Origin of the sequence: Coleofasciculus chthonoplastes PCC 7420 (assembly GCF_000155555.1) — a bacterium.
GTDB lineage: Bacteria > Cyanobacteriota > Cyanobacteriia > Cyanobacteriales > Coleofasciculaceae > Coleofasciculus > Coleofasciculus chthonoplastes_A.
Genome location: NZ_DS989852.1, coordinates 46,681 through 73,282, shown reverse-complemented (window position 1 = coordinate 73,282; position 26,602 = coordinate 46,681). Strand labels below are relative to the sequence as shown.

The following is a 26,602-nucleotide window of genomic DNA, read 5'->3' as shown; positions in this document are numbered from 1 at the left end:
CTTGCTCCCCCAGCTCCCTCAGCTTCCCCAGCTTCCCCTGCTCCCCCTCACCTCACCACTTATTCAGCAAGCCCTAGTTACATTTGGATGAGGCAAAAAACGATAATCGTCAAACCCGCCCCTACACAAAACCCTCCCTCTTCCTCATGGTTTAACTGTTAACTGTTAACCTCTTGAGAGGGCTGACTGGGATTACTGGACTGACGCTCCAGTCTCTAAGCGCCTTCTACGGCAAGTTGCTTGGGCAAATAACCCAATTCTTCCAATTTTTGTAGCACTTTGGTGACACTCTCTGATAACTCTTCCTGATCAGTGCGGCATTCCACTTCGGGGTTGAGTGGTGGTTCGTAAGGATCATCAATTCCGGTAAACCCAAGAATTTCTCCAGCGCGGGCGCGTTTATATAATCCCTTGACATCTCGTTCTTCACAGGTTGCCAGGGGAGCATTAACATAAACTTCTAGAAAATCACCAACTTTTTGGCGTACCTCTTCTCGAATTGCCCGGTAGGGCGAGATAGCCGATACCAAAACGATCACACCATTGCGGGTCAGTAGGTGAGACACAAAACCAATGCGACGGATATTTTCGTCGCGGTCTTCTTTGCTAAAGCCCAAGCCTTTGGTGAGATTCTGACGAACAATGTCGCCGTCTAAGACTTCTAGCTTACACTCCTTCTCTTGCAAGGTTTTGGCTAATGCTTGGGTAATGGTGGTTTTACCTGCACCACTTAGACCCGTGAACCATATCGTTACACCGCGCTGATTCATGATTATTTCTGTCGCTATCCTAAAGCCTACTGTAAGTACAATTTATCCTGTTTTCTCAGGTGAAACACTCATCGTCAAACGTCTGTTTTCTGGAATAACAGCTTGTTTGATGATCAGACCTAGATTTTAACCTGAGTCAAGGAATTGACAATAGTTTAACTCTATTGTTCCAAGAACCCAACCTAAAAAGGTGACATGCTCCCCAACCGAAAACGTTTTGAGCAACTTACAATCGAGAGGCGCATATTGCTGCACCAATTAGCCCAACCTGGGGATTCATCACAATATGAACTGGAACGTTTTCCAGCAGGGGACTGACCCGACCTTTTTCCGTAAAGGTTCGCAAGAAACTACCATCCTGCATCAAGGGCAAAATCTTAGCCGCAATCCCGCCAGCAATATATAACCCCCCGTAGGGTAAGAGTTTGAGCGCCAGATTCCCCGCTTCTGCACCGTAAGCTTCCACAAACATTTTCAAGGTCTGTTCACTGAGATGGTCACTTTTTTGCAACGCGGCTTGAGAAATCTCCGCCGCCGGATCAACACTTTTCTCACTGCGTCCCATTTCCCGTTCCCAGGTTTTAACGACTTGGGCAATTTCTGGGGATTCGTGGGCAAATTGCCGATCGCGCAAAAACTGGTAAACGGCGACAATTCCTTGACCGGAAACGACTCGTTCGGCGGAAATGCGCTGGATATCGTATTTTTCGCGTAAATATTGTAAAAGTTGGAATTCCAGTTCAGTGCGGGGGGCAAAATCCCCATGTCCGCCTTCGGACGCGAAAACCTGATACCTATCCTGGTTCTGAATCAGAAATCCTTGTCCTAACCCTGTACCCGCACCAATGACCGCAATTGGCGCATCCGCTTGAGGATTAACCTGTTGTAGCGTACATAAATCATCCGCCTCTAAACCGAGAATCCCGTAGCCAACCGCCGCAAAATCATTGAGCAGAGTGATTTTCGCGATCGCGAGTTCTTCCTCTAACCGTCTAGCGTCCAACACCCACGCTAAATTGGTCAAGTTAGAGGTATCGTTGACCACAGGACCTGCGATCGCAAAACAGGCTTTGTCAATGCTCAGTTTCCGTTGTAGCTTTTGTCCCGCTTCCGATACAAATGTCTGGACAATCGGTACTAAATCTGGGAAATCCCGGCTAGGATAACGGGCTTCATGGAGAACCGATAACGATTCCGAGTCTGAATCCTCCACCAGTCGCAAAATCGTTTTAGTCCCGCCGATATCTCCTGCCAGTATTAATGTCATAGAATCTTATACTTTAATGAAATCGAATCACGTCTTCAGTTTGACTGAGGTGGGAAGTATCCCCGTTGAGTTCCATCACCCATTTTTCCTCATGACGCACGAGTTTGACTAAACAGCATAAAGCGGCGTTCACTTCGGGTTGACCCGGAATTAATCCCCAGGTCGCACCGACGACTGAAGCACCATGACCTACTAATAATATATCGTCTCCGAATTCTGTGGTCAGCAGGCGAGCTGTTTGAGCGGTGCGTTCTAGCACTTTCTCATTTGTTTCTGGATACTGAGAGATGACGCGGGAGGTATACCCCGAATCAATACAGGGGAAACGCTGTTGTAATTCCTCAACCGACAGTCGTTCTGGCTCTGTTCTCATCCATTCCGGATTCAGCCATTCACTCAAACCCGCCTCCATCTTAATGGGTAAGTCCAAAATCTGAGCAATTTGGTTCGCTGTTTGTACCGTTCGCAAAAACGGTGAGGCGAAAATATGCTTAATCGTCTCCCCCTTTAACCGTTCACCTAACTCCCGCGCTTGACCAACGCCATCGTCCGATAACGGGGGATCATAAGGACGTTCTGCTGTGTTAAACCAGTCAGGGTTAACAAAGTCGAGGCGATTTCCGTGTCGGGCAATCCAGAGGGTTTGAGTCATTCGTCTTATGTCCTTCGTCTTATGTCATTCGTCAGGCAATAGGCAATAGGCAATAGGCAATAGGTAAGGTAGAGTTTTGTAGTTAACTTCCCCTGCTTCCCCTGCTTCCCCTGCTTCCCCTGCTTCCCCTGCTCCCCCTGCTCTCCCAGCTCCCCCAGCTCTCCCAGCTCTCCCAGCTCCCCCTGCTCCCCCAGCTTCCCCAGCTCTAGATGGACGGCTTTTGATTAAGATATGTTACAATATTTAACGAAGTGTTAGCTAGTGTCAGATATAACGTATGCAATAAGCAGAGGCAAAAACAAATCGGATAGATAGCCAATTCTAAATCTGGGTTAGGGATGGGGGCTTTAACTCACCCAGTCATACACATTTCGAGTTTCCTAATCAATCTATTTCCCCCTATTGAAATAAAACTTAACATTTCTCTCATAGAGAAGCGTTCACCCCAGCTTAAGGTGAACCCTCCTGAAAAGGAGCTTAGTTGCTTGAACTCCACTCATAATATAGATATAGCGATCGCTATGAAAACTGCTCAGACCTCTACAGACCTTGTCCGCACTTACCTCCAAGAAATTGGTCGTGTACCCCTGTTGACCCACGAGCAAGAGATATTATACGGAAAGCAAGTCCAGCGTTTAAATGCCTTAGAGCAAACCAAAGAGTCGCTGTTTGAACAATTGGGTTACGAACCAACGCTGTGTGAGTGGGCAAAAGCCTCGTCCCTATCGGAAGCCGAGTTACAATCGTGCATCAGGGCAGGTCAAACGGCTAAGCGCAAAATGGTAGAAGCCAATTTACGTTTGGTGGTTTCCGTAGCCAAGAAATATATCAAGCGCAATGTAGACCTGCTTGACTTGATTCAGGAAGGTACGATTGGGATGCAACGGGGCGTAGAAAAATTTGACCCAACCAAAGGGTATCGTTTTTCCACCTACGCCTATTGGTGGATTCGTCAAGCCATTACCCGTGCGATCGCGGAGAAAGGACGAACGATTCGCTTACCGATCCACATCACAGAAAAGCTGAACAAAATCAAAAAAGCCCAGCGCCAACTCTCCCAGACGCTAGGGCGTGCCGCCACCATATCGGAATTGGCGACAGAATTAGATCTGACACCCAAGCAAGTCCGGGAGTACCTGGAGAAAGCGCGTCAACCTCTGTCGTTAGATCTACGAGTCGGCGATAATCAAGATACGGAATTAGGAGAACTCCTGGAAGACAGCGGACCTTCGCCAGAAGATTTTGCTACCTATTCAGCCATGCAAGTCGATCTGGAGAAGTTAATGGCGGATTTAACCGAGCAGCAACGTGAAGTGCTAATGCTACGCTTTGGTCTAGTCGATGGTCAACCCATGACACTTGCCAAGATTGGCGATCAACTCAAAATCAGCCGGGAACGAGTCCGCCAAATTGAACGGGAAGCGCTGTCTAAGCTTCGCAAGCGCCAAGCTGACATGCGTGAATATATTGCAGTCAGTTAGTTGGTCTTATGAGACAACCTGATATTATGGGTTCGGTTCCACCTACCTGATGATCAATTATCCCTTGTTAAGTTAGATGGAATGGAAGATATAGAGCTATTGCTCGGAGGTAAACGGTGAACAACCAATCTGATCGCGTCCCAGAATTTTTTGAAGGCAATGGAGACAATAATCTTTTGTGGGAGTACGTACAATCGCTGAGTCCAGAAACCGTTTCCCATTTATCCAAACCCACCTCGGCTGATGTGTTTCAGGTCATGGAACGTAATGTGATGGGATTGTTGGGTAATATTCCTTCAGACCATTTTGATGTCACTATTAATACTAGCCGCGAGGATCTAGGACATTTGTTAGCCTCAGCAATGGTCAGTGGTTATTTCCTACGCAAAGCTGAACAACGCATGACATTTGAAAAATCCTTGCAAAAGACCGATTCCTCCGGCGCAGATGCTGGCTAGAGTAAGAAGGCAGAAGAAAAGACAGTCATCTACAGGAAATAGGATAATTGGGACGAAATCAAAAATCGGCAGACTCATTTGCTGGGCTGCCGATTTCATCTGTAGAAAACCAGCGAGAAACTCTCTTAACCTGGTATGCCAACGCCTGTCGAGACTTGCCTTGGCGAGGTAGCACCGATCCATATCCAATCTGGATTTCGGAAATTATGTTGCAGCAAACCCAGGTGAAAACGGTTATCCCTTATTATCACCGTTGGTTGGCTGAATTTCCCACCATCGAAACGCTAGCGACAGCGGATTTACAGCAGGTGCTTCTGGTTTGGCAAGGATTAGGGTATTACAGTAGAGCGAGAAATCTCCACAAAGCCGCTCAACAAATAATCCAGGACTACGGGGGAATTTTTCCAGATCAACTGAGTGACGTTTTAGCATTACCAGGAATTGGTCGAACCACAGCCGGCGGAATTCTCAGCGCCGCTTTTAATCAACCTGTACCGATTCTGGATGGGAATGTGAAGCGAATTCTGGCACGATTGGTAGCTTTATCAGTACCACCTGCTAAAGCAACGAAAAAGCTTTGGCAACTTTCGGAATCGTTGCTTGATCCAGAACATCCTGGCACTTTTAATCAGGCGTTAATGGATTTAGGGGCGACTATCTGTACTCCTAAAAACCCCGATTGTTGCCATTGTCCTTGGCAGAGTCACTGTCAGGCGTACAATCTAGGTATTGCATCTAAGTTACCCATGCGTGAAGCCTCTACCCCCTTACCTCACAAAATCATTGGTGTTGCCGTGATTTGGAATAATCAAGAACAAATTTTAATTGACCGCCGCCCTGCTCAGGGGTTATTGGGTGGATTATGGGAGTTTCCTGGTGGCAAAATTGAGCCAGATGAAACTGTGGCAGACTGTATTAAGCGGGAAATTCGGGAAGAATTGGGAATTGAGATTGAAGTAGGCGATCGCGTAATCACGGTTGATCATGCCTATAGCCATTTTCGCGTGACGTTGATTGTCCATCACTGTCGTCATCTCTCAGGTGTCCCCCAAGCCCTAGAATGTGATGAAATCCGTTGGGTAACCCTAGAGGAAATTGACCAGTTTCCGTTTCCCAAGGCGAATACTCAGATTATTGGGGCATTGCGTCAAGAGACTGAAAGGATGTAGAGATAGAGTAGATGGGGTGAGAGGGTGAGGGGGAGATAGGGAGAAAAAGAAAGTTCTACATTAGACTGCAACTTGGCATAAGTATTTCTACTTTCTTTCACTAGTGCAAGAAGGCAGAAATAACTGAACAGCTACTATCTTCCCCAGCTCCCCCAGCTCCCCCAGCTTCATCGTATCTACGAAGCTGCTCAAGTATTTCCAAGGGCGCTGCACTAGGGGCATTTTCCTTAGCTGCATAAAGCTTGTATGAAGTAAGCCCATAGGCTTATGCCTTAATGGATATAAATTTTTCTTATGATTTTTGGATTGATAGTTCTGATACAGTCGCTGGGATCAGGAGAATGTGTCGAATTAGATGTCCTCTACAGCACTTTCTAACACGGTGTGGTACAGTAACAGCCATGAGCCAACCAATTTCTAATATCAGTAGGAGTAAGCTGTCATGCATTTAAATTGGGTATTAGTAGCGAGCAAGATGCAAAGCCTGCGGCATGGCTTCGCTTAACGCACTACAAGGCTTTCGCCGTTATTGATATTAAGGTTTAAATGCCGAACAGCTTAACTAAATCAATAGCATTAACTAAAGCCTGTTCTACTATATCTCTACAACGAGCAGCTGCTTTACGCAAATACTGTTTAAGTTTAGACCAGCAATTTTCAATTGGGTTAAAATCGGGGGAATAGGGAGATAGATAAATTACTTTGGCTCCAGCTTTCTCAATTATAGACTCAATAGAAGCGACTTTATGAGCTGAAAGATTATCCATAACAACTACAGCACCAGGCCACAAACAGTTGAGTAAAACCTTTTCGACAAAAACTTGAAATGCATCCCCATTAGTTGTACCTTCAAGAGTCATACATCCGAGAAAACCTTTGAGGGCTATTGCACCAATAACACTAACGTTTTTTCCACGACTATAGGGTTTACTTCCATAAGCTCTTTGTCCTTTGGGTGACCGCGCATGAGTGCGGCATAGACTTAGTTGGATGCCCATTTCATCTATAAACACGCTTGTTCTTTGGATCGATTTCCCTAACCTCATTTCAATATTCCACTCTCAGGTTTTGAACTCGCTCAGTTTCAGCTTGATCGGCGTGAAAAGTTTTTTTTTTGAGTCAATTTGAGTTTTTGCAAAAAATAGTGTAAGGTACTTATGCTAACTTGAACTCCGAGATTTTGTTCAAGTTTTATGTTTTGAATAAATCCTAGACTGACTTTAAACCGACTAGCTAATTGCCTTTGAGAACCTTCATGGTTTTCATAAGCGGCGATAACTTTTTGGCGTAAATCGAGAGAATAGGGATGCATATACTATATACCTGGTTCAGGAAGACTGGAAAACTTAAAGCCGAAATGGCGGTACCATGATTTGACGCGATCGCATAACTGAACCTACTGCCCAAAACTTGCCTATGGGAGGCAAAACAGTGGTGAAATAAACTTGTTTCGTCACATTTTTTTATCATACTGCCTCTTAATTACTCCTCTAGCAGTTCGCTCTCCTGTCGTTATAGTACAAAAGTTCTAAAATTCTCATGATCAAGGATACATCTGGCAGGCGTGTAAATAGACCAGCGCGAAGCGCTATACATATAAATAAATCGGTTCGCTCATGGCTGTTACTGTACCACACCGTGTTAGAAAGTGCTGTATGGGTTGCAGCGTGGGCGTTTTTGCCTTCAGCGATGCTATACTTGGTTTCCCAAAGATTATGGGTTGACCGTTACATCCTGTTTGTTGCCCCTTATGTACTTATTCTCTTAGCCGCAGGCTTTCTCCGAGTCTGGCGTTTGCAGCGAATCCTAGCGATTGGTGTGGTAATAGTTTATGCGATCGCGGTCAGTGGTGGATTGGTGCGCTACTATACTGTGCAAGACCGCCAAGATTGGCAAGGCATAATGCAGACGATTAGCATCAATGAAAAACCAGGTGACGTTATCGTTTTATCGGGGGGTTCTCCTTCGGAAAAAGCACCTTCAGCACTGAGGCATTACTATCAAGGTTCAGCCCCCATCAATCGTCAACCAGAACTTTGCCCTACGACCAAAATCAAGCCGTCAACTGTAGAGAATGCGCTGCGTAGCTTATCACCTTTTCCCTCTCGCCTTTGGCTAGTCTGCGGAGATTTTGACCAAAAGGCGTTTCAAAGGGTTTTCGGAGAGACATTCGACTTGCAAAGTTGGCATCAATTTGCTAATTGGAACTTTTACCGAGAAAACGATTACCTGAACCTTGTTCTAGTAACACCAAAAACCCGTAATTTGGTAGCTCCGCCTAAACAGACTCTTACTTTCTTGTTTAACTGAGCAGTATTGCATCTAATCTTGTATTGAGGACGATTCATGGTCAATCGTTTAACCAGTCGCCCACTTCTTATTGCAGGTTTACTTGTCGTCTTCATTGCGCTTGCACCCATCGTTGTGCTGTTCGCCCAACCACCCACTTATCTGACCCCAGCGCAACTGCTGACTGATCCGTTTCTACAATTGCCCACTGACACCTCGGTGCGCGTCGTCTGGTTTACAGAATTTGCTGGAACCCGTCATAGTGTAGCTTATGGAAAAGGACTGAGGCGGGTTGCGATCGCGAATACCACCAAACTCAGTCGCACCCGTGAAGACCAAAAATCCCGTGTTGGCGAACAAACCGCAGATGCTCAAGTTTACCAGAAACCGACGCCAAGGGATATCTGGCGACATGAAGCCGAGGTAACGGGACTCATTCCCGGTGAACGAGTTCCCTATCAAGTAACCAGCGTGCGGAATGATGGACAACTTGTCAAGAGTAACCCCTTTACCTTAGCCGCTGCACCTCCACCTCATACCCCCCTAAAAATCCTCCTCACCTCAGATCACCAACTCATGCCCATGACAGCCGCCAATTTACAAAAGGTAGCAGAAACCGTGGGGAATCTGGATGCCATTTTTCTCGCCGGAGACTTAGTAAATATTCCCGATCGCGCTTCCGAATGGTTTGATGATAATCGCGGCGGTGCTTTCTTTCCCGCCCTTCAAGGTCAGGCTAATTATCAACTAGAGAAGAATAACATTACTACCCGCTACACCGGAGGTGAGTTAATTCAACATGCGCCCTTATTTCCCGCCACAGGAAATCACGAGGTTATGGGACGATTTTCCATGGATAGGGGATTAAATGACCAATTTAATGATCCGATTCCTCGCCAAGTTGCCGCAGACATATATCAACAAAAGTCCGCTCAGTCGAACTCGAATAACCCTCTTATTTGGCTCAAAGAGCATTCCTTTAATACCGACACCTACAACGAAATTTTTACGCTACCGGGGAACGAGAACTATTACGCCATTACTTTTGGTGATATTCGTCTAATTTCCCTGTATATTACTAATATCTGGAGAACGCCCAGCCTCAAACCGAATACCAAAGGACGGTATCGGGAACGAGAAGCCGATTTAAATAATCCCACGGCTTGGGGATATGGACAGCATATTTTTGAACCGATTAAACGGGGAAGTCCTCAGTATAACTGGCTCAAAGCAGAACTCAACAGTCCAGAGTTCCAACAAGCCAACTATAAAATCGTCATGTTTCACCATCCCCCCCATTCTTTAGGAGATAATATTGTCCCGCCTTATACTGACCCCGTACAAATCATTGAACGGGATAGAAATGGAACAATTACGGCGGTGGATTATGACTATCCCCCCCAAGCCGATTATATTCTGCGGGATGTGATTCCCTTACTCGAAACCGCAGGCGCACAACTGGTTTTATATGGACATTCTCATCTCTGGAATCGCTTTGTGAATCCTCAGGGAATCCATTTTCTCGAATCATCCAATGTCGGGAACACTTATGGGGCTTATCTGGGTAAAAAACAGCGCCAAGTGCCAGAGGGTAAAGACTACGCGGCTACAGGTGATCCCAATGGATTAGAACCGATTCTGCCAACAATTGCACCGTTACGCGGGGAGGATAACCAACCCTTACCGTATATTTCCAGTAACGATATCACCGTATTTAGCATCTTAGACACCAGCACAGGAATCGTCAGCAGTTATCGCTTTGATACCAGGGAACCCGACTCAGACATAATCAAGTTTGATGAATTTCAAATCGCCCCGGTTCGTAGTCAGGGCTTTAGCCTAACCAAGTCAATAATCCCATCATTATCGTTAAAATATCCCTAAAGAACGTATTTGCCACTCATAAAATCAGGTTGGGTTTGTTTGGTCTTAAAACTGGTTTAAGGCGGTTAGTGAAATAGAGGCTCTCTAAATCGAGTAAAATAGTCTGAGTTGTCCTGTTTGAGGGAAAAAAGGATGTGGCACATAAAATTAGTTGAGAGGCGGTAGACCACCTATGGTATTTACCGACTTCAAATCCCTGGCTCAAGTTCAACAAGAATACAATATTAAGTATTCAGAGGAAACCTTTATTTCATATATTAACTTGAACCTTCAGATGATTTCTGTAACGAATTTGAATTTAACCTAGAAAATATAGATGTTTTTACATCTGAAGCCTCTCGCTGTGAAAATGTTATTTATCCAATCTTAAGAGAAGTCTATAAAAGCTTTGTTGATAAATACACCCTCTGGAGCCATAAGTCCATTACTTATGATCATAAACTCACAGGCACACCTGATTATTTAATATCAACAAAATCAGAACTCGGAAAAACAATACTGGGTTTACCGCTTGTCGTGGTTGTTGAAGCCAAGCAGAATAACTTTATTGAAGAGTGGGCGCAATGCCTTGCGGAGTTAATTGCCGCACAGAAGATGAACCAGAATGAAACAAAACCTGTATATGGCATTGTTACCGATGGAGAATTATGGCAACTGGGGCGGCTTGTGGGGGATATTTTTACGAAAGAGAAAACCCGAATAGCGATTACAGATTTAGATAAATTATTTGGCGCGATCGCGTTTTTGCTAGCTGACTTTAAAAGGCTAGAGATTAGCTGATCAAAACTTTAAATTCACAGGAATTCAGTTACCGTTGTGGTGGGCAAGAGCAACGAACAATAATATAAGGGTTTGTTGGTTTATAACTCTTGCCCACCCTACCTAAAATCTTTTGAAACCTGCGTAGGCAGGTTTTGTTTGTGTAGCTGCGGTTTCAACCGCCCTGTTGAGAATTGGACTTAAACATTAAACCGAAATAGCATTACATCGCCTTCTTGCACCACATACTCTTTCCCTTCCGCCCGCACTAATCCTTTGTCCTTCGCCGCATTCATTGATCCAGACGTTACTAAATCATCATAACCAACCGTTTCCGCCCGAATAAATCCCCGCTCAAAATCCGTGTGAATCGTACCAGCCGCTTGGGGGGCTTTCATTCCGGCTATAATCGTCCAAGCCCGGGTTTCTTTGGGTCCGGTGGTTAAAAAGGTGCGTAATCCTAACAAGTTGTATGTAGCCCGAATTAAGGATTTTAATCCCCCTTCTTCCACACCTAACGACTCCAAGAAATCGCCCCGTTCATCTTCGGGTAACTCAACTAATTCTGACTCCACTTGCGCCGAAACTACAACGACTTCCGCTGTCTCAGCCGTGGCGACTTGTCGCACTTGTTCCACCCATTCATTCCCAGAGGCTAAATCATCTTCCGACACATTCGCCGCATAAATAATCGGTTTTGCACTCAATAATCCTAACGGCTTCACCACCTCGGCTTCGTCTTCGGTTAAACTAATATTTCGCGCCGATTTACCTTCATTCAATCCCGCACTCAACTTTTCCAAGGCTTCCAGTTCCAACTGCGCCTCTTTACTCGTCCGCGCCTGCTTGCGGGTGCGTTCCATGCGGCGTTCCACTTGGGCTAAATCCGCTAACGCCAATTCCAGATTAATCACGTCAATGTCACGTACTGGATCAACGGAACCGGAAACATGGATAATATTCTCATCATCAAAACAGCGCACCACATGGACAATAGCATCCACTTCCCGGATATTGGCTAAAAACTGGTTCCCGAGTCCCTCGCCTTTACTCGCCCCCTTCACCAATCCGGCAATATCGACAAACTCAATCCGAGTTGGCACAATTTGCTCAGAGGTGGAAATTTTCGCCAGCACAGACAACCGTTCATCGGGTACAGCGACAACCCCAACATTCGGCTCAATCGTGCAGAAGGGAAAATTCGCCGCATCTGCTTTAGCATTGGCGACGAGGGCGTTAAATAAGGTTGATTTGCCTACGTTGGGCAATCCCACAATTCCGGCTCTTAACATGTCAGCGCAATTTGGAAACGATTTAAGGAGTTCTAAACGTGGTTAAAATTATCGGTCGTAAACCCTTGGGTACTCAACCAGTCTATGACATTGGCGTCGAGCGCGACCATAATTTTCTGCTCTTCAATGGCTCGGTGGCGTCCAATTGCTTTAACAAGTCCCACTCGACAGCGTATGCCTATGTTACCTATCAGACAGCGTTTCTGAAAGCCAATTATCCGGTGGAGTACATGACAGCGCTGCTGACAGCCAGTAGTGGGAATCAGGATAAGGTGCAGAAGTACATCGCCACCTGTACCACCATGGGCATCGATGTCTTGCAGCCGGATATTAACCGATCGCACGTCGATTTTACCCCAGTCTCTGGCAAAATCTTATTCGGATTCTCAGCCATCCGGAATTTGGGCGAGGGGGCGATTGAGACTATTCTCCACCAACGGGAAAAGGACGGGGATTTTCAGTCATTAGCCGATTTTTGCGATCGCGTGGAGTTGCGGGTGGTGAATCGTCGCGCCTTGGAATCCCTGATTTACTCCGGGGCGTTTGATCGCCTCGAATCCAATCGCAAACAACTAATTAACGATTTAGATGTGCTAATTAGTTGGGGACAAGATCGAGCCAAGGATCGACAGAGTGGTCAAATTAATATTTTTGATGTCTTAGAAGACGCGGATACAAACAACAGTGAACGGAATAATGCCTGGAAAGCTGCTCCGAAAACCCCCAAGGTTGAGGATTTCTCGGCTCAAGAAAAGCTCCTACAAGAAAAAGAATTGCTCGGCTTCTATGTCTCCGATCACCCCCTCAAATCCGTGCGTCCATTCGCCAATCAGGTACTGACTCCGATTAACCTCAACGAATTAGCCGATCAGAACAAACGCACCATCCTGAGTGCCATCGTGATGCTGACTGAGGTCAAATTTCACGTTACCAAAACAAGTGGCGATCGCATGGCATTTGTGCAAATGGAAGATCTCACCGGTCAAGCCGATGGCGTTATTTTTCCGAAAACGTTTGAGCGGATTAGTTCCTTAATTGAAAAAGATGCCCGTTTAATTGTGTGGGGTAAGGCGGATGAACGAGATGAGAAAATTCAGATGATTATCGAAGATGTCGAACCGATTGAAAAAGCACAAATGATTATCGTGGAACTAACCCCCCAGAGCGTGGACACAGCCACCCTGAAACGTCTCCAATCGATTTTGCAAGAACAATCTGGGGAGAGGAAACCGCAGAAAGTGCCAGTTATCGCTAGGGTTGGGGCGTTAAATCAGAGCCAATTTGTGCGCTTTGATCCTAAATACTGGGTACAAGATTATGAAGGTATGGTTGACAGGCTGAAGTCTGCGGGATTTCAAGCTCGCACCAAGGCGTTGGCGGACAATCATTAGGGAATGCGATGGGATAAAACAATTGTAGGGGCGGGTTTAGGAACTAACCTATCGGCACATCACCGATAACAGTTGTCCAAAACCCGCCCTGCCCTACCTGGATGCTAGATTTACAATCTTTTTACAACCGAAAGAGCCGTCTTTGCCATTTCTTCATAGTCTTTCACTTAGGATGATCGACAGATAGCAAATGATTAAGTGGGACAAGCATCATGCCCGAATATCAATGGAAGCTGGCGATTGTCGAACGCAACCTATTATATTCCAACTGGATCACCTTGATGCCAGAGGCACAAGAGCGAATGTTAGAGGAAGCTGAAGAATTGCTCAGAGACTTACCGCTATTAGATAAACAACGATTACTGACATTTTTGGCAAGCCTTAAAGATACCGAAAAACATTTGCATCATAAAATTCAGCAAATTGTTAGCCATCATATCCAAAAAAATGCACACAATATTATCGGGAGAACATTGCTCTCTAGTAATGCCATATAACCGATAGAATTGGATTGACATCCGCCCAAAACCCAGTAGAGACGCGCCATGGCGCGTCTCTACAATCTTTTTCAGAGTGTCCCAGTTAGCGGTCGAGACTTTTTCGACACACAGTCTTACACTTGGATGTAAGGAAAGTTTCCTAACTGTCAGTAGTCGCAGAGGCAGTTCAAGATGGTACTCTCCGTCTTACCTATCTCTGGGATTAGTTTGATTAGGGTTATCTACCGTTAACGATTATGCTGTCACCATTTTTCATCCTATTCCTCTATGCTTCGCTTTGGGTTTGGTTTTTTGGTGGATTTACGGCTAAAAAACCCGATAAAAAAAAGACACCCGAAGAACTATTGGGAGAATCGCTGTCTAAATACCTTTCTTCCTTAGACATTCCCAAAAAGAGTTAACCGATTAAGTTGACAAATCTCTAATACCTTTAGACAAACCCCACCCTAACCCTCCCCTGATCAAGGGGAGGGAACTCAAATGGGTTTGGTTTAGGGGGTTAATGTCACTGGACTTGTAATTCACTCAAACTCTATTTCAACAAGTCGCTGTAGCAAGTCCGCCTCTTTAGTCATTGCCTGACGAATCCGGGCAATCATATAGGAGGCGGTATTCTTATTGACTCCAATTTTCTTCGCTAACTGACGCACACTAATCCGTTCGGGGGGATTGAGAACCAGATAAATTGCCAGAACCCATTTTTCTAAGTCAACATGAGTTTTGTGAAACAGAGTCCCAACTGTAACGCTATATGAAGTAAAGCATTCGTTACATTGATATCGGCGTTCCTTTTTTAAGCGTCGAGAATGAGTTGATTGGCAATAGGGGCATTGGGGATACTTACCCCACCGGATTTGTTCCAGACGGGCAAGATAATTATCGTTTTTGTGGCTCATCTTTAGTTCCAAAATCTGATGAACCAAAGATGAACCATACAACTCCAATAAAGAGGTGTTTTATGTCATATAATGTTGCAGAAAAATGCCAAGGCGGATTGCCTCGGCACTAAATTGACTCGCTCTACTATTTCTAGGATTGAAGTGGGGAACAATGATGTTTGTTGTACTAAGAAATATTAAAAAATGTAAAATTCTGACTATTTCCCATTTTCTGTTCCCTTGCTCTCATGCTCAACTTTAATGAAAGTCCGACTACTTAGCGTAAGGTATCGAGCCAAGTCATATCATCTTCACTCAAGGGGGGTTCTGGCGGCATCGAATAGTCAATCACCAAGTCAAGGGCAGCTTCCTGAGAGGCTTGTTCAAGTAAAGCAGCCAAATCGATCGCCGGTTCAACTTCTGCGGCGCTCAGGGGTAATAAAAATACGGGGATTGGCTCCCGCAAATCAAAGGGATACCGTTCTGCAGCGGGTCTTTCATTGGCTCGACTGACTAAGATTTGGTAGTCGGCTATACATCCACCTTGCACAGGCATAGATTCACCGCTTCTGAGCAGATCAATTTCGACCAAATGGGTTTGGCTGCTGAGTAACGTTTGACGCTTTTTTAGATACTGCGATCGCCCTTCGCCGGATCGTTTATTCTTGGGCGATAGCACTTCAATGACAGTGATAACGTTGCGGGTAGCCACTTCGCGAATTTCCAAAAAGCGTTCGGTGACTTCTTCGAGCATGGGTATCGCCACACGCTCAGGCTGGCTCAAAACGGCGGCTGAGGTAGAGGTTGTAGTGCGATTAGGCGTTTGCTGAATCACCGTTGTATCAGGAATACCAACTAAAACAGAATCCAGGTAAACCCGCTTATCGACAGCCGCCCGATATTTGGGGTTAAGTACTGGGTTGAGTGTCCTCATTAGTCCACTAATCAACCCGTAATGGATTTCGGGCCAAATGTCTGGTCGTTCCAGGTAGGGGTTCATACCAGGAAAATTAGGTTGACTGGTCATATCAAGTCCGGTAGCGTCGGTTGTGTATTACTTATAAGTTTTGAGGGGTGTAGGAGCGGGTTTCACTACTATCGTCTCTTTTTGACCCAGATGCAACAAAACTCGCCCCGATTAATCCTTCGCTTTACTCTAAGACATGGCGCGTGACCCTTCACTTGGGAAAGAGGACATGGTTTTGATTTAAATTTGGCTTTCTTTGACTAACTCTTTGGCTGTATTGGCGAGTTTTCTGGCTAAGGTAGAATCACCTTGTTTATCAGCAATAACTGCCATGGCTTGAAGAACCTCTGCATTCGTAACACCGCGTTCCTGCATTCCTTTGACTTCATTTTCAATGTCTTGGGCTGAGGGTTTGATTGTTTTTTTGGATTCGGTCAAGGGTTATCTCCTAATCACTTACAAATTTGTTCACCGCATATCATAGCCAAACAGATTCGGATTAACCTCTCCTAATTCCAAATCCTCTAAGCCATACTCGACCCAACGCCGATCAACCATAGCGGCGACATCCGCATCGGATTCCAAGGTTGCACCCCATTCATGTTCCGTTTCGGGAGGAATTTTAGTGGTTGCATCAATGCCCATACGTCCGCCTAAACCAATCTTTTCACTGGCAAAATCTAAGCTATCAAAGGGCGTATTCGGCAGAATAAATACATCTCGCGTCGGGTCTACTTTGGAACTAATTGCCCACACCACTTGACGCGGATCACGGATATTAATATCTTTATCCACAACAATTACGAATTTGGTGTAGGTAAATTGGGGTAAGGCACTCCAAAACGCTAAAGCCGCCCGCCTCGCTTGTCCGGGATAGGCTTTATCAATGGAAATAATCGCGGCTTTGTAACTCAGGGCTTCCATGGGGAGGAAGAAGTCCACAATCTCGGATACCTGTTGGCGTAAAATTGGCGTATAAATCCGATTGAGTGCGATCGCCATCATTGCTTCTTCCTTGGGGGGACGCCCACTGAAGGTGGTAAGATAGATGGGGTTTTGGCGATGGGTCATGCAGTGGAAGTGAATCACTGGGGAATCTTCGACGCCGCCGTAATAGCCCATGTGATCACCAAAGGGTCCATCAGGTAATACTTCCCCCGGTGTGATTGTCCCTTCGAGGACAAACTCGGAGTCAGCCGGGACTTGTAAATCTAACGTCTTGCACTTTGCCAGTTGCACCCCTGAACCACCATAAAGTCCCGCAAACAGCCATTCGGAAAGGTCTACGGGAATCGGCGTGGCAGCTGCCATAATAATTAAGGGGTCAACCCCAAGTGCGATCGCAATTTCCAGTTTCTTGCCATTCTGCGCCGCTTTGCGGAGGTGTCTCGCCCCACCCCGTACCGATAACCAATGAACACTCATGGTAGTCCGGGATTGCAGTTGCAGACGGTACACACCCACATTAGGAGTACCCGTTTCACAGTCTTTGGTAATCACCAACCCCAAGGTAATAATTTTGCCCGCATCCCCTGGATAGGGACGAATTAGGGGCAGTTTATTTAAATCTAGGGCGTCTCCTTCCACCACCACTTGCTGACAGGCGGGGAAAAAATCGCGTCCCGGTTTGGCTTTGACGACATCAAATAAAATCTTGCCAAACTCCACCGCCTGGGAAATTTTCTTCGGTGGTTTCGGCTGTTGCAGCATTCCCAGCTTTTTCCCCAATGTTTCCAACTCTTGGGGATGTTCCTTATTCATCGCCCAACACACCCGTTCCTCGGTTCCCATCAGGTTGATGGCGACGGGAAAGGATGAACCCTTGACATTCTCAAATAATAGTCCAGGTCCTCCCGCCTGTAGCATCCGATTGGATATCTCGGCAATTTCTAAATCCGGGTCAACTAACGCCGTAATCCGACGTAATTGTCCCCGTTCCTCTAAAAGCTGGATAAATGCCCGCAGATCTCTCGCCATGGTTAAGATGTGTAAAGCTTTTTGTTTCTTTTATTATGGACGCATAAGCCATCCTCTGTGCTACTTCGTGATATGTCCGTCGAGTTTGATTACTGGACTTTGGACAAACAAAGAAGTAAAAGAACTTAAAGTAGCTTACTCTAAGCCACCGATTGTGATACTCAATCCAGGTTAATCGGAAGTTCCCCCCGTGCAGATGAACGATGGGAACTGCGTAAAAATACAGTACCAGTGAGGAAACCTGAACTCATGAATACAGCCAAGCTGGGTTGGTACTTTATTAAGCCGCAATCCCCTATACCCCAGCGTCAAGCCTTATTCCGTAGTGGTTTGAGCGCTCACCCCCTCAAAAATCGTACATAAGTAGTGTGCGTCAAAATCGCCGTTAAAGGGGAAGGTGAACGTTGCTCCACTCCCGTTCATGAGAATGATTATTATTTTTATAATAAGAGAATGGCAAAAGCGGGGCAATACTATCAGATAATGTCAATACCAACCTGACATTAGTTTCCTGAAAGCCAATGCCCCACTGTGACTGTAACAAAATTATTGAACAATTTCAGCAGTTTCGACAAAAACTGTATACAATTATTCCCCATAGACGCGATGCCGTTATGGATTTAATTGATGCCCTGTCCTCTAATCAAACAGCTCGCTCACCTGTCCAGGTGACACTAAATCCCTTATTCAAAAGAAACTATAGTACCTTTTATAAAGCGATTCAACAGTTTAAGTTCAACCTAGGTGAGAGAAAAGACTCTCACCTTAACACAACGACTGAAACCATAAAAACACAACAGTCCCTTTTGCCGCTCATTGCCTCAATCATTCCCACTCCCGTAGAACGAGCTTTTTACTTATTTGGTTTAGATGTTACTCCAAGAGCACGACCTCATGCCGTCACTATGGCTGAACGCGGTTTCATCCATCAGCCTAACACAATTAAGGGAAATAAACCCATAAATATTGGTTATTCCTACTCAATTTTATCCCTATTACCTGAACGTACAGATTTTGACAATGCGCCTTGGTGTCTTCCTCTATCAGCGCAAAGGGTTTTACCGGAGCAAAAATCAACAGAAGCTGGAACGCTTCAGTTTCAAGAAGCTCTTTCTCATCTGGACTTACCTCAAAACTCCTTATCTGTCCTGGTTGCTGATAGCGATTACAGTAGTTCTAGCTTTTTGAAACAAAATCTCTCAGATGATAATGTTGTTATTATCACCCGAGTTAGGAGAAATCGTGTCTTTTATCGCCATCCAGGTGATTGTCGTGTTAAGACCAAACGACGTGGGCATCCTCAATGGTATGGCAACAAATTTGACCTCAAGGATGAATCAACTTGGCATTCTCCTGACCAAACCAGCACAACTCAGTTGACAGCTAGATCGGGTCGAGTCTTAAATATAAATATTTCCTGTTGGCAGCAGATGTTGATGCGAGGGACGAAAGAATTTCCCCTCCATCAATACCCTTTTACCTTGCTAAAAATTCAGGTGAGTGATCAACAAGGAAAATCCCTCTGGAGTCCCATGTGGTTGATCGCCATTGGTCAACGTCGAAGCGAACTTAGTTGTTTAGATATTTATCATGCCTATCGCCAACGTTTTGACTTGGAGCATTTTTTTCGTTTTGGTAAACAGCGTTTGTTAATGGCGGCTTTTCAAACTCCTGAAGTTGGCCATGAAGAAAACTGGATTCAACTAACCCTATTGGCTTACATTCAATTATGGCTAACCAAAGACTTGGCACAACACTTACCACGTCCCTGGGAGCGTTATCTGCCACAAACATCTCACTCTAGTATAACACCAACTGCTGTACAAAGAGACTTTATCCGAATAATTTCGGTGGTTGGTACGCCCGCTAAAACTCCCCAAACCCGAGGTTATTCCCCTGGCCGTTTTCCAGGTACTTCTCTACCTCCTCGCCAGCGGCATCCTGTCCTCAAAAAAGACAAAACAAGAGGAAAAAACTCGCCACGGGCGTCTTAATTTAGTTAATTTTCATGATTTTCTATCCATAGGTTCGTCAACATTGTGGGCGAACCCGTTTTCTTTTGTCCAAAGTCCAGTTGATTAAGTTCTTGCAGGATAGCAAAGGTGAAAGCCTTCGCGTCCCTTCACGACCTTCGAGGGCATATTTAACCGTATCGTTGTAGGATAAAAGTTGCCAGGGTTGATCTTTTAGAGTCGCGATCGCGGAATTAGATTTGCTTACATGACAAGAGTCTATGATTTATTAATCCAAGGCGGTTTCGTCATGCTGCCCCTGCTGGGATTATCGATACTAACGATATCCTGTGGGCTAGATCGTGCTTGGTTTTGGTTTCAATTATTAAGCCAAGAAGCCACCCTGGTTGACGATGTGCTAGGGACGGCACATTCTAACTTAGAACAGGCTAGAGATATAGCTGAATCGGCTCAACACTTGCCCATTGGTCGCTTTCTCTATGCACCCCTCAAGCTGAAACAGCCAACACCAGAAACCTTTCGTTTAGCCATGGAAGCTGCTGGTGATAAAGAATTAATCAAAATGCGAAAAGGTGAAAAACTCCTGGAAACTATTGTAGCGGTTGCGCCTCTATTGGGTCTATTGGGAACGGTTACGGGTTTAATTAGTACATTCAATAACCTAAAAATTGGTGGGGGTGGGACAACCGTTGAGGCAACAAAAGTGGCTGGAGGTATTGGTGAAGCACTAATTACTACAGCAGCGGGTATGATTGTGGCAATTATTGCGCTTTTAATTCTCCGAACTATCGTCACGTTACACTCCCAGCAAATGGACTACTTTGCCGAGGTGGGAAGTGAATTAGAACTTATTTATCGCCAGGTTTGGTATGAACCCCTCCTCACCCCCTCCTCCTCACAAGGGTAGGTTTTTTAAGATTGGGGTTGAGGTAAGACAAGGTAGACAGGTAGACCATCACTTCGACTTCGCTCAGCGACCGTAGACAAGGAAGAGTGAGAACGAAAAATAGGGCGTTTCGGCTTTTAGAAGTTAGTTTGACCGAACCGAATTCTGTACGGTTTTTCCCCCTTGTCTTCTTTCCATCCTTGTCCTCCTTGTCTTGTCCCCACCTAAGAGTAAAAAACCTACACCTGTCAGCTCACCCCATCTCCCTGGGAACCCTGGCGACTAGCAGGGTATTGCTGATTTTTATCTCCCCACGCTAAATTTCATCAAAACTTTACTTAAAGCGCCAGGTTGAAGGTGTGATGCTTTACATAACTTTAGTTAGGGTATTGAATGAAAGCCAAGTTGTGAGTATTTAGGGCTTGGCATCAACAAGGAACTAACGCAGGAAACAGGGTGTAGTTAAGATGTGTAGCCTTCGACACAATTATTCAGTCTCTACAGATAAAGGAATGCGTAAGTTCTGGACAAGTTTTTGTAAAGATTGCTGAAATCAAGGTAATCGCACTGAATGTACCAGTAGGGATTGAGCCGCGAACAGTGATGGTACTGCTCTAAACACCAATCTTTGAGCCAGAAGGCGAAATCTCAACCACCGATCGCAGGAGCCTAAAACAGATGAATAGGCATAAGCAGTGGAAAAAGGCATGTTTCAAAGTGACGACTTGGGTTTTATCCGAGATCGTTTTAAATGTGTTGGGATTGGATGATTTGGCTGACTATAGTGAATTTATTTTTGATCCAGAGGTGATCGTCTCTCAATATCATTCTGTCATTCTGGTGGCTCCACCTCACCCGCCACAAGTTGAGCAAGACTCGCTGTTTGGTCAAACAATCTGCGATCGCGTTGAATTAGTTTAAGTCATTTGTCATTGGTCATTGGTCATTGGTCATTGGTCATTTGTAACAACCTGAACGTTTGGTATGATACCGTGTCTGGGAACTTAATGGTCAAACTCAAGACATTTTATCTGCCAATTCTGCCCGAATACCACAACAGCCGCCACATAATCCGATGCTGGGATCAGGGGAAAAAGTGACCAATGAGACGCCGCGTTAGCGTCTCCGGCGATACTCAGCAATTTAGCTGATTCTCCTGGCATCAGAGCAACTTCAATTTCTGATAACTTGGCTAACCCATCACCAGTTGCTTTTAAATAGGCTTCTTTGCGTGTCCAACCGTTGAAAAACGCGAGTTGTTGCTGATCCCCAGCCAGAGTCCGAATAGCAGTATATTCTCTTGGCGTAAAGAAACGTTGTGCTAGTTTCTCTGCATCGGGCATGGGACGCTTATATTCAAGATCAATCCCTAGTTTAAGAGTTGAGGATAGAGCATACAAGGCTAATCCATGAGAATGAGACAGATTAAAACCCAATGTTTGATTGGGGTTGCTCGTTGCCAGAGTGGGTTTGCCACGGGGACTATAGTCAAACTGGATTTGATCAGGCGGTTGATTTAAATAGCGACCCAAGATTGTCCGCAAAATCCCCCGACCTGCAATAAAATGGTTGCGATCGCGCTCAAAGTAGAATCGCTTTGCCCGTTGCTGTTCATCCTGGGAAAGGAGTTGTGCTAATCTCTCGATCTGTGCGATCGGTTGATTCAGATCCGCCCGCCAGACATGGATCTCCTGGGTGGAGAAGACTAAGCTAGAGGGTTGAGGATGCCAAAGCGGTTTCCCAATCGTCATCACCTACACCAAGCGGAAAATAAACGGATAGCGGTAGGGTTGGTTGGGATCATCTAGAACCTTGATCACAGCAATAATCGGCATGATTAGACTGACCAAACCTAACAGAATCAGTAAGGGGACACCAATTACGACAACGATTAGCAGAACAAAAATAAAAGCATAGATATAGAGATTAATGTAAAAATTTAGAGATTCTTTGGCATTTGCCTTAACAATCGGATCATCCGTCACCAACAAAATCACAATCGGGATCGCAACCGATAAAATCGCTGAACTCAACAATATCGAGCCATGGCATAGGGCGGATAAAAGTTTGCGTTGATCGAGATCGTGCTGATTACTCATCAGTGACTCCTAGTATTAGCTCTGGTTCAGTGACAGGTGGTTGTTCATCGGCAGGCTTGGATGCTTCCAAGGGAGCAATGACGGTTAATCCCTGGGGAATACATTCAATCGTGACTGGAGTTGTGCCAATAATTTCCCCATCGACAACCACTTTTTGGGGAGGGTTAGTGTTGACCTTAATTTGTCCAGTTCGTAAACAAATTGTATCCTCTCGACGGGCAGCTCTCCGCATTAATGCAGCACCGAGTAAATCCACGATCGCATCCATGGCTTCGATTTTGGTGTTTTGAGTATTAATCGTGACTTCCAATAACCCATCATTGGCAATCACTTGTCCCATCCCCTGTGCCATTAGAGAGGTTGGCGGTGCTGCATTGGCGATGGTGATGGCGGCGGCTTGACATTGACTGGTAATCCCGGCAATCTCTAATTCTGTCTCAAACACACTATGTTCGTTGAGTTGCTGCATCCCTGCCAAAATATAAGCTAAGACGCCCAAGCGTTTTTTCGCCTCTCGATCCGCTCGTTCCACGGTTTCGGCTTCAAAGCCAATTCCAGCCAGCAAAATCATCGGATGCTGATTGCACTGTGCGGCATCAACTACCCGGGTAATGCCTGATAAAATCAGTTCACAGGCGGCGCGAATATTTGTGGGAATCCCTAACGCCACCGCAAAAGCATTAGCTGTACCTCTGGCGATGATCCCCAAGGGAATCTGGCTACCAATCAAAGCACCTGCGACAGCCGAAATTGTGCCATCTCCACCCGATGCGATAATCAGATCTGCACCGGATGCGATCGCCTCTTGCGCCAACTCTGCTGAAGAGCGATCGGGCGTCGTTAGGTGAATATCGAGATGCAGTTGGGGTTTTAAAAGCTGCTGAATCAGCGTTAAATCCTTCTCGGCGTTGCCTTGACCCGAAACGGGGTTAAAAATCAGGTAAGCAAAGCGATTTTTGGCAAAATTGGCGATAATTGCTTCAGCCGTGGCAAGATTAGTAGCCAGAGGGACGTTGTGAACATTACAGATGCGTAACAATGCCTGAATGTCCGGCTCATGGGGTTGAGCGTAGAGGGGATCGATGAGGAAAATCACCGCAATCACCTCACCTGTCGCCACTTCCGCCGCAATCTGGGCATCTCCGCCCAAAGGTCCCGATAATAGACACTCAATCTCTAACTTACTTCGGTCATGAATGCGTTGTCCGGTGGTTCCGGTGGCGATTAAACGGTAACGGGAGAGGATGGGGGTGTATTGTTTGGCAAAGTTAGCAATATCGTCTTTTTTGCGATCGTGGGCAATTAAGGCAATGGTTGGGGACATGATGGGATGGGGAAATTCTCATCTTAGTTTAAAAGGAATTGGCGCAGTTGGTTTTGTAGTAGGCACTTTAGTGGCAGAAGCGCTAAAGCGCTGACTACAAACAGTCAGATGAGTCGATCGGGGGAATCAGCCGCACTACATTTGACTTTACGCTGTTAGGCATCATACAGTCTTATCCAGCAAACTACGATTCGATTTCGTGTGAAAGTCCAATCGAGGAACTCTTATGCTTAGAAAAGTTATTGACTCGGATCAAAATACGCTTTATGGGGTTTATTATACGGTTTATGGGTCACTGGCTGGTGATGATCACTTAATGAGGTCTTACCTCTGGGCAGGTCCTTATGATGATATGAAAGCTGCTGTCAATAAATCTCAAGAGTTGAGACATTCTCATCAAGAGGATGCCTCATTTATCGTGAAAAAGTATGTTGAGTGAAATACTCAGACAGTAATGTCTCCGATGGCGATAATTTTTCACCGATACTATAGATTAATCCCGTTTTTGGTAATTGTTCCGGAAAGTCAGGAAGACTTTTTAAGCAGGCGTTTCTGATACTTGTCCAGCGTGCCGATAAGTCATCATCTGCATCCACGATTAACCCTAATGCTGTCAATCCTGACGCTTTCAGTTCTGTGGAGATTACATCCGCATCAATAAATTCATCACTCCCATAGGATTCGATGTGGGGAACTTTTTTCCCTATCTCTTCCCAAGTAATTTCATTCGCTTCAATGAGTTATGGTATAACTCGTTGATCCTGCTTTCCCTCTACAATAAGCTTCTTTGGATAATACTTACTTGCCATTTCTAACGTACCTCAATCCCTCGTTGAGCCGCGATAACCATCTCACGTTCACTGAAAACGACACCTATTTCTTTTCCTGGTTCTATTCGTTGAATTGTAATTCCATCTTCAGTATCCTGTTCCTGACTCGCAATGCTAGCCAAGCTAGTCCAACAATCACTATTATGAGTAGTCGCAAAAACTTGGACATTTAGTTTTTTAGCCGTTTCCAAAATCAGTTTCCACATATCTTCCATCGCTGTGAAATGAAGCCCGGTATCAATTTCATCAACCAGCAATACTCCACCCTTAGCACATACCGTTGATAATGCTAGACCCAACATCCGCCATATCCCGTCCCCCATACTCCCAATGGGGACGCGCTGATCACTGTCAGCAAGACGCACGACAAATCCACCACGAGACTCTAAATATCTGTGGCTTTCATATTCATATGTAATAGAAGCAATGCGCTCAATTTTGGGTTCAATCGTCTGAAGTGCTTTATAGACAAGCATTTCATCGGCTGTTAGAACTACTTGATTAAATAGCTCTATCATGTTTTTCGTTGTTAAAGATGATGATGTAATATATTGATTTATTGCTGCATTTTTTGATGGCTTACCTCTAAATCGCCATCGACGAATATAATCTTCAGACAGTCCTCCATTAGAAGACAAAATGTGTTTCCAACTCTCTGGCTTATTGCCATCAGTCCAGGAAATATTAAACCCAAGTTCTATTAAGTTATCTGGAAACTCTTCAACGACACTTGTAGATTCATCAGACTCAATCTCCGAATCTGCCTTGGAAGCAATCGATTGTTTGCCTATAGATCCGAAAAGTTTATTTTCAATATTATCATTTGAAGCCAATATTAAAAATTCACTGCCTAATTCAATTTCATGACCGTGAAAAAGATGGCAGATATCAAGTTCACGCTCCCTTCTGCCTCTGCTAATGTCATCACTCCAACAATATTCACCTCTGTTAGTCATTGCGTCAAGTAATGGTTCAGGATTACCCTTGGAGCAGAGCAGTTGAATCGCTTCTAGTATTGACGTCTTCCCACTGTTGTTTTTGCCAACAAGCAAGTTAACTCTACCTAGCTGCTGAAGCTCAAAATGTTTGAAACAGCGAAAATTATTTATAGTGAGATTTTTTAACATATCTCATTTCCTCCGGTGCTTTTGGACAAATAAGCTTGAATGGGTTGTAAGAGGATTGCCAAAATCTTATCGACTTCCTTAATATAATATTCTAACTGATCAATCAATACGGTACGTTCCTCTAAGACCAAAAACCGCCAAACCGTCCCCGTTGTTACAGCACCATAAATTTTATCAATTTTATTTCCGGCTCTTTGATTAAATATCTGGGCGGCGACCATTTCGGCAATACATTGACCAAATCCTGATGGGATTTTTTCATTTTTGGCTTCGGCGATTGTAATTACTGGAGCGTTGATATAAAATTGTTCTGCTGAACAACTCAGAATAAAGTCACAATAGCCTTGTAATCCTTTTTCGATATCGACATTAAAATCTGTGCCAGAGAATAAACTGATTTGATAGTTAACCTGTCGCCTAACTTCCGATAAAACCGGAGCAATAATAAATTCAGAACGGGCTTTTTCGGTATCAATGGCTGTCGCTAGAGCGATAGACTCAGCTAAATTTAGTGTTAAAAGTTCTGAGGGTTGAATACCTGGGACATCAGCGAACAGGTTTTGCGTTTCATCAACGGTTAAGCCAAAATCTTCCTTAACTTTAGCTAAGGTAAAACTGCTATATGCCAT

At 45.0% G+C, this 26,602-nt stretch carries 29 protein-coding genes; 14 read left to right on the top strand and 15 right to left on the bottom strand.

Annotated elements, in window-relative coordinates:
* Positions 1-215: 215 nt before the first annotated feature.
* The 3 genes from cysC to MC7420_RS17350 form a co-directional block, all read right to left on the bottom strand.
* The gene (gene cysC / locus MC7420_RS17360; protein ID WP_006101892.1) at positions 216-770 is read right to left on the bottom strand and encodes an adenylyl-sulfate kinase; all 555 of its coding nucleotides are present in this window, start codon (positions 768-770) and stop codon (positions 216-218) included.
* Between the two features lie 226 nt (positions 771-996).
* Positions 997-2,037: a glucokinase gene (locus tag MC7420_RS17355; RefSeq protein ID WP_006102046.1), complete on the bottom strand. Its 1,041-nt coding sequence runs from the start codon at positions 2,035-2,037 to the stop codon at positions 997-999.
* A 13-nt stretch (positions 2,038-2,050) separates the two neighbouring features.
* Complete coding sequence (locus MC7420_RS17350) at positions 2,051-2,689, bottom strand: histidine phosphatase family protein (protein WP_006101863.1); 639 nt, start codon at positions 2,687-2,689, stop codon at positions 2,051-2,053.
* 521 nt (positions 2,690-3,210) lie between these two features.
* Here MC7420_RS17350 and MC7420_RS17345 point away from each other — a divergent pair.
* The 3 genes from MC7420_RS17345 (at position 3,211) to mutY (ending at position 5,797) form a co-directional block, all read left to right on the top strand.
* Positions 3,211-4,170 (top strand): RNA polymerase sigma factor, RpoD/SigA family, encoded by a 960-nt coding sequence (locus MC7420_RS17345; protein WP_044207872.1) that lies wholly within the window; start codon positions 3,211-3,213, stop codon positions 4,168-4,170.
* A gap of 116 nt (positions 4,171-4,286) precedes the next feature.
* Entirely contained in the window at positions 4,287-4,628 is a 342-nt protein-coding gene (locus MC7420_RS17340) for a DUF760 domain-containing protein (protein ID WP_006101907.1), read from the top strand.
* A gap of 47 nt (positions 4,629-4,675) precedes the next feature.
* Positions 4,676-5,797: an A/G-specific adenine glycosylase gene (mutY, locus tag MC7420_RS17335; RefSeq protein WP_006101877.1), complete on the top strand. Its 1,122-nt coding sequence runs from the start codon at positions 4,676-4,678 to the stop codon at positions 5,795-5,797.
* Positions 5,798-6,339: 542 nt separating this feature from the next.
* Here the strand turns inward: mutY and MC7420_RS17330 are convergent.
* Positions 6,340-6,810, bottom strand: coding sequence for an IS630 family transposase (locus MC7420_RS17330; protein WP_044207966.1), 471 nt, complete (start codon positions 6,808-6,810; stop codon positions 6,340-6,342).
* 676 nt (positions 6,811-7,486) lie between these two features.
* Here MC7420_RS17330 and MC7420_RS17320 point away from each other — a divergent pair.
* The 4 genes from MC7420_RS17320 to MC7420_RS42620 all read left to right on the top strand — a co-directional run bounded on the left by MC7420_RS17320 (position 7,487) and on the right by MC7420_RS42620 (position 10,750).
* Positions 7,487-8,107 carry a hypothetical protein gene (locus tag MC7420_RS17320; RefSeq protein ID WP_157453207.1) on the top strand — a complete coding sequence of 207 codons (621 nt, stop codon included), beginning with the start codon at positions 7,487-7,489 and terminating at the stop codon, positions 8,105-8,107.
* A gap of 36 nt (positions 8,108-8,143) precedes the next feature.
* A complete protein-coding gene (locus MC7420_RS17315) occupies positions 8,144-9,970 on the top strand; it encodes a metallophosphoesterase family protein (protein ID WP_006101977.1) in 1,827 nt (608 codons plus the stop codon).
* Between the two features lie 172 nt (positions 9,971-10,142).
* Positions 10,143-10,277, top strand: coding sequence for a hypothetical protein (locus MC7420_RS43380; RefSeq protein WP_006101978.1), 135 nt, complete (start codon positions 10,143-10,145; stop codon positions 10,275-10,277).
* Between the two features lie 209 nt (positions 10,278-10,486).
* Positions 10,487-10,750, top strand: coding sequence for a hypothetical protein (locus MC7420_RS42620; RefSeq protein ID WP_006102027.1), 264 nt, complete (start codon positions 10,487-10,489; stop codon positions 10,748-10,750).
* Positions 10,751-10,929: 179 nt separating this feature from the next.
* On the opposite strand, the gene ychF is transcribed toward MC7420_RS42620, so the two are convergent.
* Complete coding sequence (gene ychF, locus MC7420_RS17305; RefSeq protein WP_006102108.1) at positions 10,930-12,021, bottom strand: redox-regulated ATPase YchF; 1,092 nt, start codon at positions 12,019-12,021, stop codon at positions 10,930-10,932.
* A gap of 38 nt (positions 12,022-12,059) precedes the next feature.
* On the opposite strand from ychF, the gene MC7420_RS17300 reads away from it, so the two are divergent.
* The 3 genes from MC7420_RS17300 (at position 12,060) to MC7420_RS39880 (ending at position 14,313) form a co-directional block, all read left to right on the top strand.
* Positions 12,060-13,412 (top strand): helix-hairpin-helix domain-containing protein, encoded by a 1,353-nt coding sequence (locus MC7420_RS17300; RefSeq protein ID WP_044207869.1) that lies wholly within the window; start codon positions 12,060-12,062, stop codon positions 13,410-13,412.
* A gap of 212 nt (positions 13,413-13,624) precedes the next feature.
* The gene (locus MC7420_RS17295) at positions 13,625-13,909 is read left to right on the top strand and encodes a hypothetical protein (RefSeq protein WP_006102035.1); all 285 of its coding nucleotides are present in this window, start codon (positions 13,625-13,627) and stop codon (positions 13,907-13,909) included.
* 239 nt (positions 13,910-14,148) lie between these two features.
* Positions 14,149-14,313 carry a hypothetical protein gene (locus MC7420_RS39880; RefSeq protein ID WP_006102093.1) on the top strand — a complete coding sequence of 55 codons (165 nt, stop codon included), beginning with the start codon at positions 14,149-14,151 and terminating at the stop codon, positions 14,311-14,313.
* Positions 14,314-14,433: 120 nt separating this feature from the next.
* Here MC7420_RS39880 and MC7420_RS17290 read toward each other — a convergent pair whose 3' ends face one another.
* The 4 genes from MC7420_RS17290 to MC7420_RS17275 all read right to left on the bottom strand — a co-directional run bounded on the left by MC7420_RS17290 (position 14,434) and on the right by MC7420_RS17275 (position 17,734).
* Positions 14,434-14,808 (bottom strand): transposase, encoded by a 375-nt coding sequence (locus MC7420_RS17290; protein WP_006101956.1) that lies wholly within the window; start codon positions 14,806-14,808, stop codon positions 14,434-14,436.
* A 259-nt stretch (positions 14,809-15,067) separates the two neighbouring features.
* Positions 15,068-15,817 carry a DUF4058 family protein gene (locus MC7420_RS17285; protein WP_006101967.1) on the bottom strand — a complete coding sequence of 250 codons (750 nt, stop codon included), beginning with the start codon at positions 15,815-15,817 and terminating at the stop codon, positions 15,068-15,070.
* A 180-nt stretch (positions 15,818-15,997) separates the two neighbouring features.
* A complete protein-coding gene (locus MC7420_RS17280) occupies positions 15,998-16,195 on the bottom strand; it encodes a hypothetical protein (protein ID WP_006101936.1) in 198 nt (65 codons plus the stop codon).
* 30 nt (positions 16,196-16,225) lie between these two features.
* Entirely contained in the window at positions 16,226-17,734 is a 1,509-nt protein-coding gene (locus tag MC7420_RS17275) for a UbiD family decarboxylase (RefSeq protein WP_006101857.1), read from the bottom strand.
* A 521-nt stretch (positions 17,735-18,255) separates the two neighbouring features.
* On the opposite strand from MC7420_RS17275, the gene MC7420_RS17270 reads away from it, so the two are divergent.
* From MC7420_RS17270 to MC7420_RS17260, 3 genes are all read left to right on the top strand, one after another.
* On the top strand, positions 18,256-19,728 hold the full coding sequence (locus tag MC7420_RS17270; RefSeq protein ID WP_006105389.1) for an NF041680 family putative transposase: 1,473 nt from the start codon (positions 18,256-18,258) through the stop codon (positions 19,726-19,728).
* Positions 19,729-19,954: 226 nt separating this feature from the next.
* Positions 19,955-20,614: a MotA/TolQ/ExbB proton channel family protein gene (locus tag MC7420_RS17265; protein ID WP_006101994.1), complete on the top strand. Its 660-nt coding sequence runs from the start codon at positions 19,955-19,957 to the stop codon at positions 20,612-20,614.
* A 657-nt stretch (positions 20,615-21,271) separates the two neighbouring features.
* Positions 21,272-21,514, top strand: a complete 243-nt coding sequence (locus MC7420_RS17260) for a hypothetical protein (RefSeq protein WP_044207865.1) — start codon at positions 21,272-21,274, stop codon at positions 21,512-21,514.
* An 83-nt stretch (positions 21,515-21,597) separates the two neighbouring features.
* Here MC7420_RS17260 and MC7420_RS17255 read toward each other — a convergent pair whose 3' ends face one another.
* From MC7420_RS17255 to mgsA, 3 genes are read right to left on the bottom strand one after another with little or no spacing between them, the layout of a single operon-like run.
* Complete coding sequence (locus MC7420_RS17255) at positions 21,598-22,344, bottom strand: 4'-phosphopantetheinyl transferase family protein (protein ID WP_006101898.1); 747 nt, start codon at positions 22,342-22,344, stop codon at positions 21,598-21,600.
* 3 nt (positions 22,345-22,347) lie between these two features.
* On the bottom strand, positions 22,348-22,692 hold the full coding sequence (locus tag MC7420_RS17250; protein WP_006101976.1) for a DUF4870 domain-containing protein: 345 nt from the start codon (positions 22,690-22,692) through the stop codon (positions 22,348-22,350).
* On the bottom strand, positions 22,685-24,016 hold the full coding sequence (mgsA, locus tag MC7420_RS17245) for a methylglyoxal synthase (protein WP_006102002.1): 1,332 nt from the start codon (positions 24,014-24,016) through the stop codon (positions 22,685-22,687). Before mgsA ends, MC7420_RS17250 begins: the two co-directional genes overlap by 8 nt.
* Positions 24,017-24,242: 226 nt before the next feature.
* On the opposite strand from mgsA, the gene MC7420_RS17240 reads away from it, so the two are divergent.
* Positions 24,243-24,455, top strand: a complete 213-nt coding sequence (locus MC7420_RS17240; protein WP_044207863.1) for a hypothetical protein — start codon at positions 24,243-24,245, stop codon at positions 24,453-24,455.
* Here the strand turns inward: MC7420_RS17240 and MC7420_RS43855 are convergent.
* The 3 genes from MC7420_RS43855 to MC7420_RS17230 all read right to left on the bottom strand — a co-directional run bounded on the left by MC7420_RS43855 (position 24,430) and on the right by MC7420_RS17230 (position 26,602).
* On the bottom strand, positions 24,430-24,753 hold the full coding sequence (locus MC7420_RS43855) for a DUF3226 domain-containing protein (protein ID WP_315897229.1): 324 nt from the start codon (positions 24,751-24,753) through the stop codon (positions 24,430-24,432). The two genes, MC7420_RS17240 and MC7420_RS43855, sit on opposite strands and share 26 nt — an antisense overlap.
* Before the next feature lie 74 nt (positions 24,754-24,827).
* Positions 24,828-25,973 carry an AAA family ATPase gene (locus MC7420_RS17235; RefSeq protein WP_006102080.1) on the bottom strand — a complete coding sequence of 382 codons (1,146 nt, stop codon included), beginning with the start codon at positions 25,971-25,973 and terminating at the stop codon, positions 24,828-24,830.
* Positions 25,967-26,602: a hypothetical protein gene (locus MC7420_RS17230; protein ID WP_006101961.1), complete on the bottom strand. Its 636-nt coding sequence runs from the start codon at positions 26,600-26,602 to the stop codon at positions 25,967-25,969. The genes MC7420_RS17235 and MC7420_RS17230 overlap by 7 nt, the downstream gene beginning before the upstream one ends.

Bases quoted from the DNA above. Each gene is read 5' to 3' on its own strand.
- MC7420_RS17275 (WP_006101857.1), bottom strand. From the start codon at position 17,734: ATGGCGAGAGATCTGCGGGCATTTATCCAGCTTTTAGAGGAACGGGGA.
- MC7420_RS17350 (WP_006101863.1), bottom strand. From the start codon at position 2,689: ATGACTCAAACCCTCTGGATTGCCCGACACGGAAATCGCCTCGACTTT.
- MC7420_RS17260 (WP_044207865.1), top strand. From the start codon at position 21,272: ATGAATAGGCATAAGCAGTGGAAAAAGGCATGTTTCAAAGTGACGACT.
- MC7420_RS17315 (WP_006101977.1), top strand. From the start codon at position 8,144: ATGGTCAATCGTTTAACCAGTCGCCCACTTCTTATTGCAGGTTTACTT.
- MC7420_RS17295 (WP_006102035.1), top strand. From the start codon at position 13,625: ATGCCCGAATATCAATGGAAGCTGGCGATTGTCGAACGCAACCTATTA.
- cysC (WP_006101892.1), bottom strand. From the start codon at position 770: ATGAATCAGCGCGGTGTAACGATATGGTTCACGGGTCTAAGTGGTGCA.
- MC7420_RS17285 (WP_006101967.1), bottom strand. From the start codon at position 15,817: ATGACCAGTCAACCTAATTTTCCTGGTATGAACCCCTACCTGGAACGA.
- MC7420_RS17235 (WP_006102080.1), bottom strand. From the start codon at position 25,973: ATGTTAAAAAATCTCACTATAAATAATTTTCGCTGTTTCAAACATTTT.
- MC7420_RS17355 (WP_006102046.1), bottom strand. From the start codon at position 2,037: ATGACATTAATACTGGCAGGAGATATCGGCGGGACTAAAACGATTTTG.
- MC7420_RS17320 (WP_157453207.1), top strand. From the start codon at position 7,487: ATGCTATACTTGGTTTCCCAAAGATTATGGGTTGACCGTTACATCCTG.
- MC7420_RS43380 (WP_006101978.1), top strand. From the start codon at position 10,143: ATGGTATTTACCGACTTCAAATCCCTGGCTCAAGTTCAACAAGAATAC.
- MC7420_RS17345 (WP_044207872.1), top strand. From the start codon at position 3,211: ATGAAAACTGCTCAGACCTCTACAGACCTTGTCCGCACTTACCTCCAA.
- MC7420_RS17240 (WP_044207863.1), top strand. From the start codon at position 24,243: ATGCTTAGAAAAGTTATTGACTCGGATCAAAATACGCTTTATGGGGTT.
- MC7420_RS17255 (WP_006101898.1), bottom strand. From the start codon at position 22,344: ATGACGATTGGGAAACCGCTTTGGCATCCTCAACCCTCTAGCTTAGTC.
- MC7420_RS17230 (WP_006101961.1), bottom strand. From the start codon at position 26,602: ATGGCATATAGCAGTTTTACCTTAGCTAAAGTTAAGGAAGATTTTGGC.
- ychF (WP_006102108.1), bottom strand. From the start codon at position 12,021: ATGTTAAGAGCCGGAATTGTGGGATTGCCCAACGTAGGCAAATCAACC.
- mgsA (WP_006102002.1), bottom strand. From the start codon at position 24,016: ATGTCCCCAACCATTGCCTTAATTGCCCACGATCGCAAAAAAGACGAT.
- MC7420_RS17250 (WP_006101976.1), bottom strand. From the start codon at position 22,692: ATGAGTAATCAGCACGATCTCGATCAACGCAAACTTTTATCCGCCCTA.
- MC7420_RS17290 (WP_006101956.1), bottom strand. From the start codon at position 14,808: ATGAGCCACAAAAACGATAATTATCTTGCCCGTCTGGAACAAATCCGG.
- MC7420_RS17265 (WP_006101994.1), top strand. From the start codon at position 19,955: ATGACAAGAGTCTATGATTTATTAATCCAAGGCGGTTTCGTCATGCTG.
- MC7420_RS17270 (WP_006105389.1), top strand. From the start codon at position 18,256: ATGCCCCACTGTGACTGTAACAAAATTATTGAACAATTTCAGCAGTTT.
- MC7420_RS39880 (WP_006102093.1), top strand. From the start codon at position 14,149: ATGCTGTCACCATTTTTCATCCTATTCCTCTATGCTTCGCTTTGGGTT.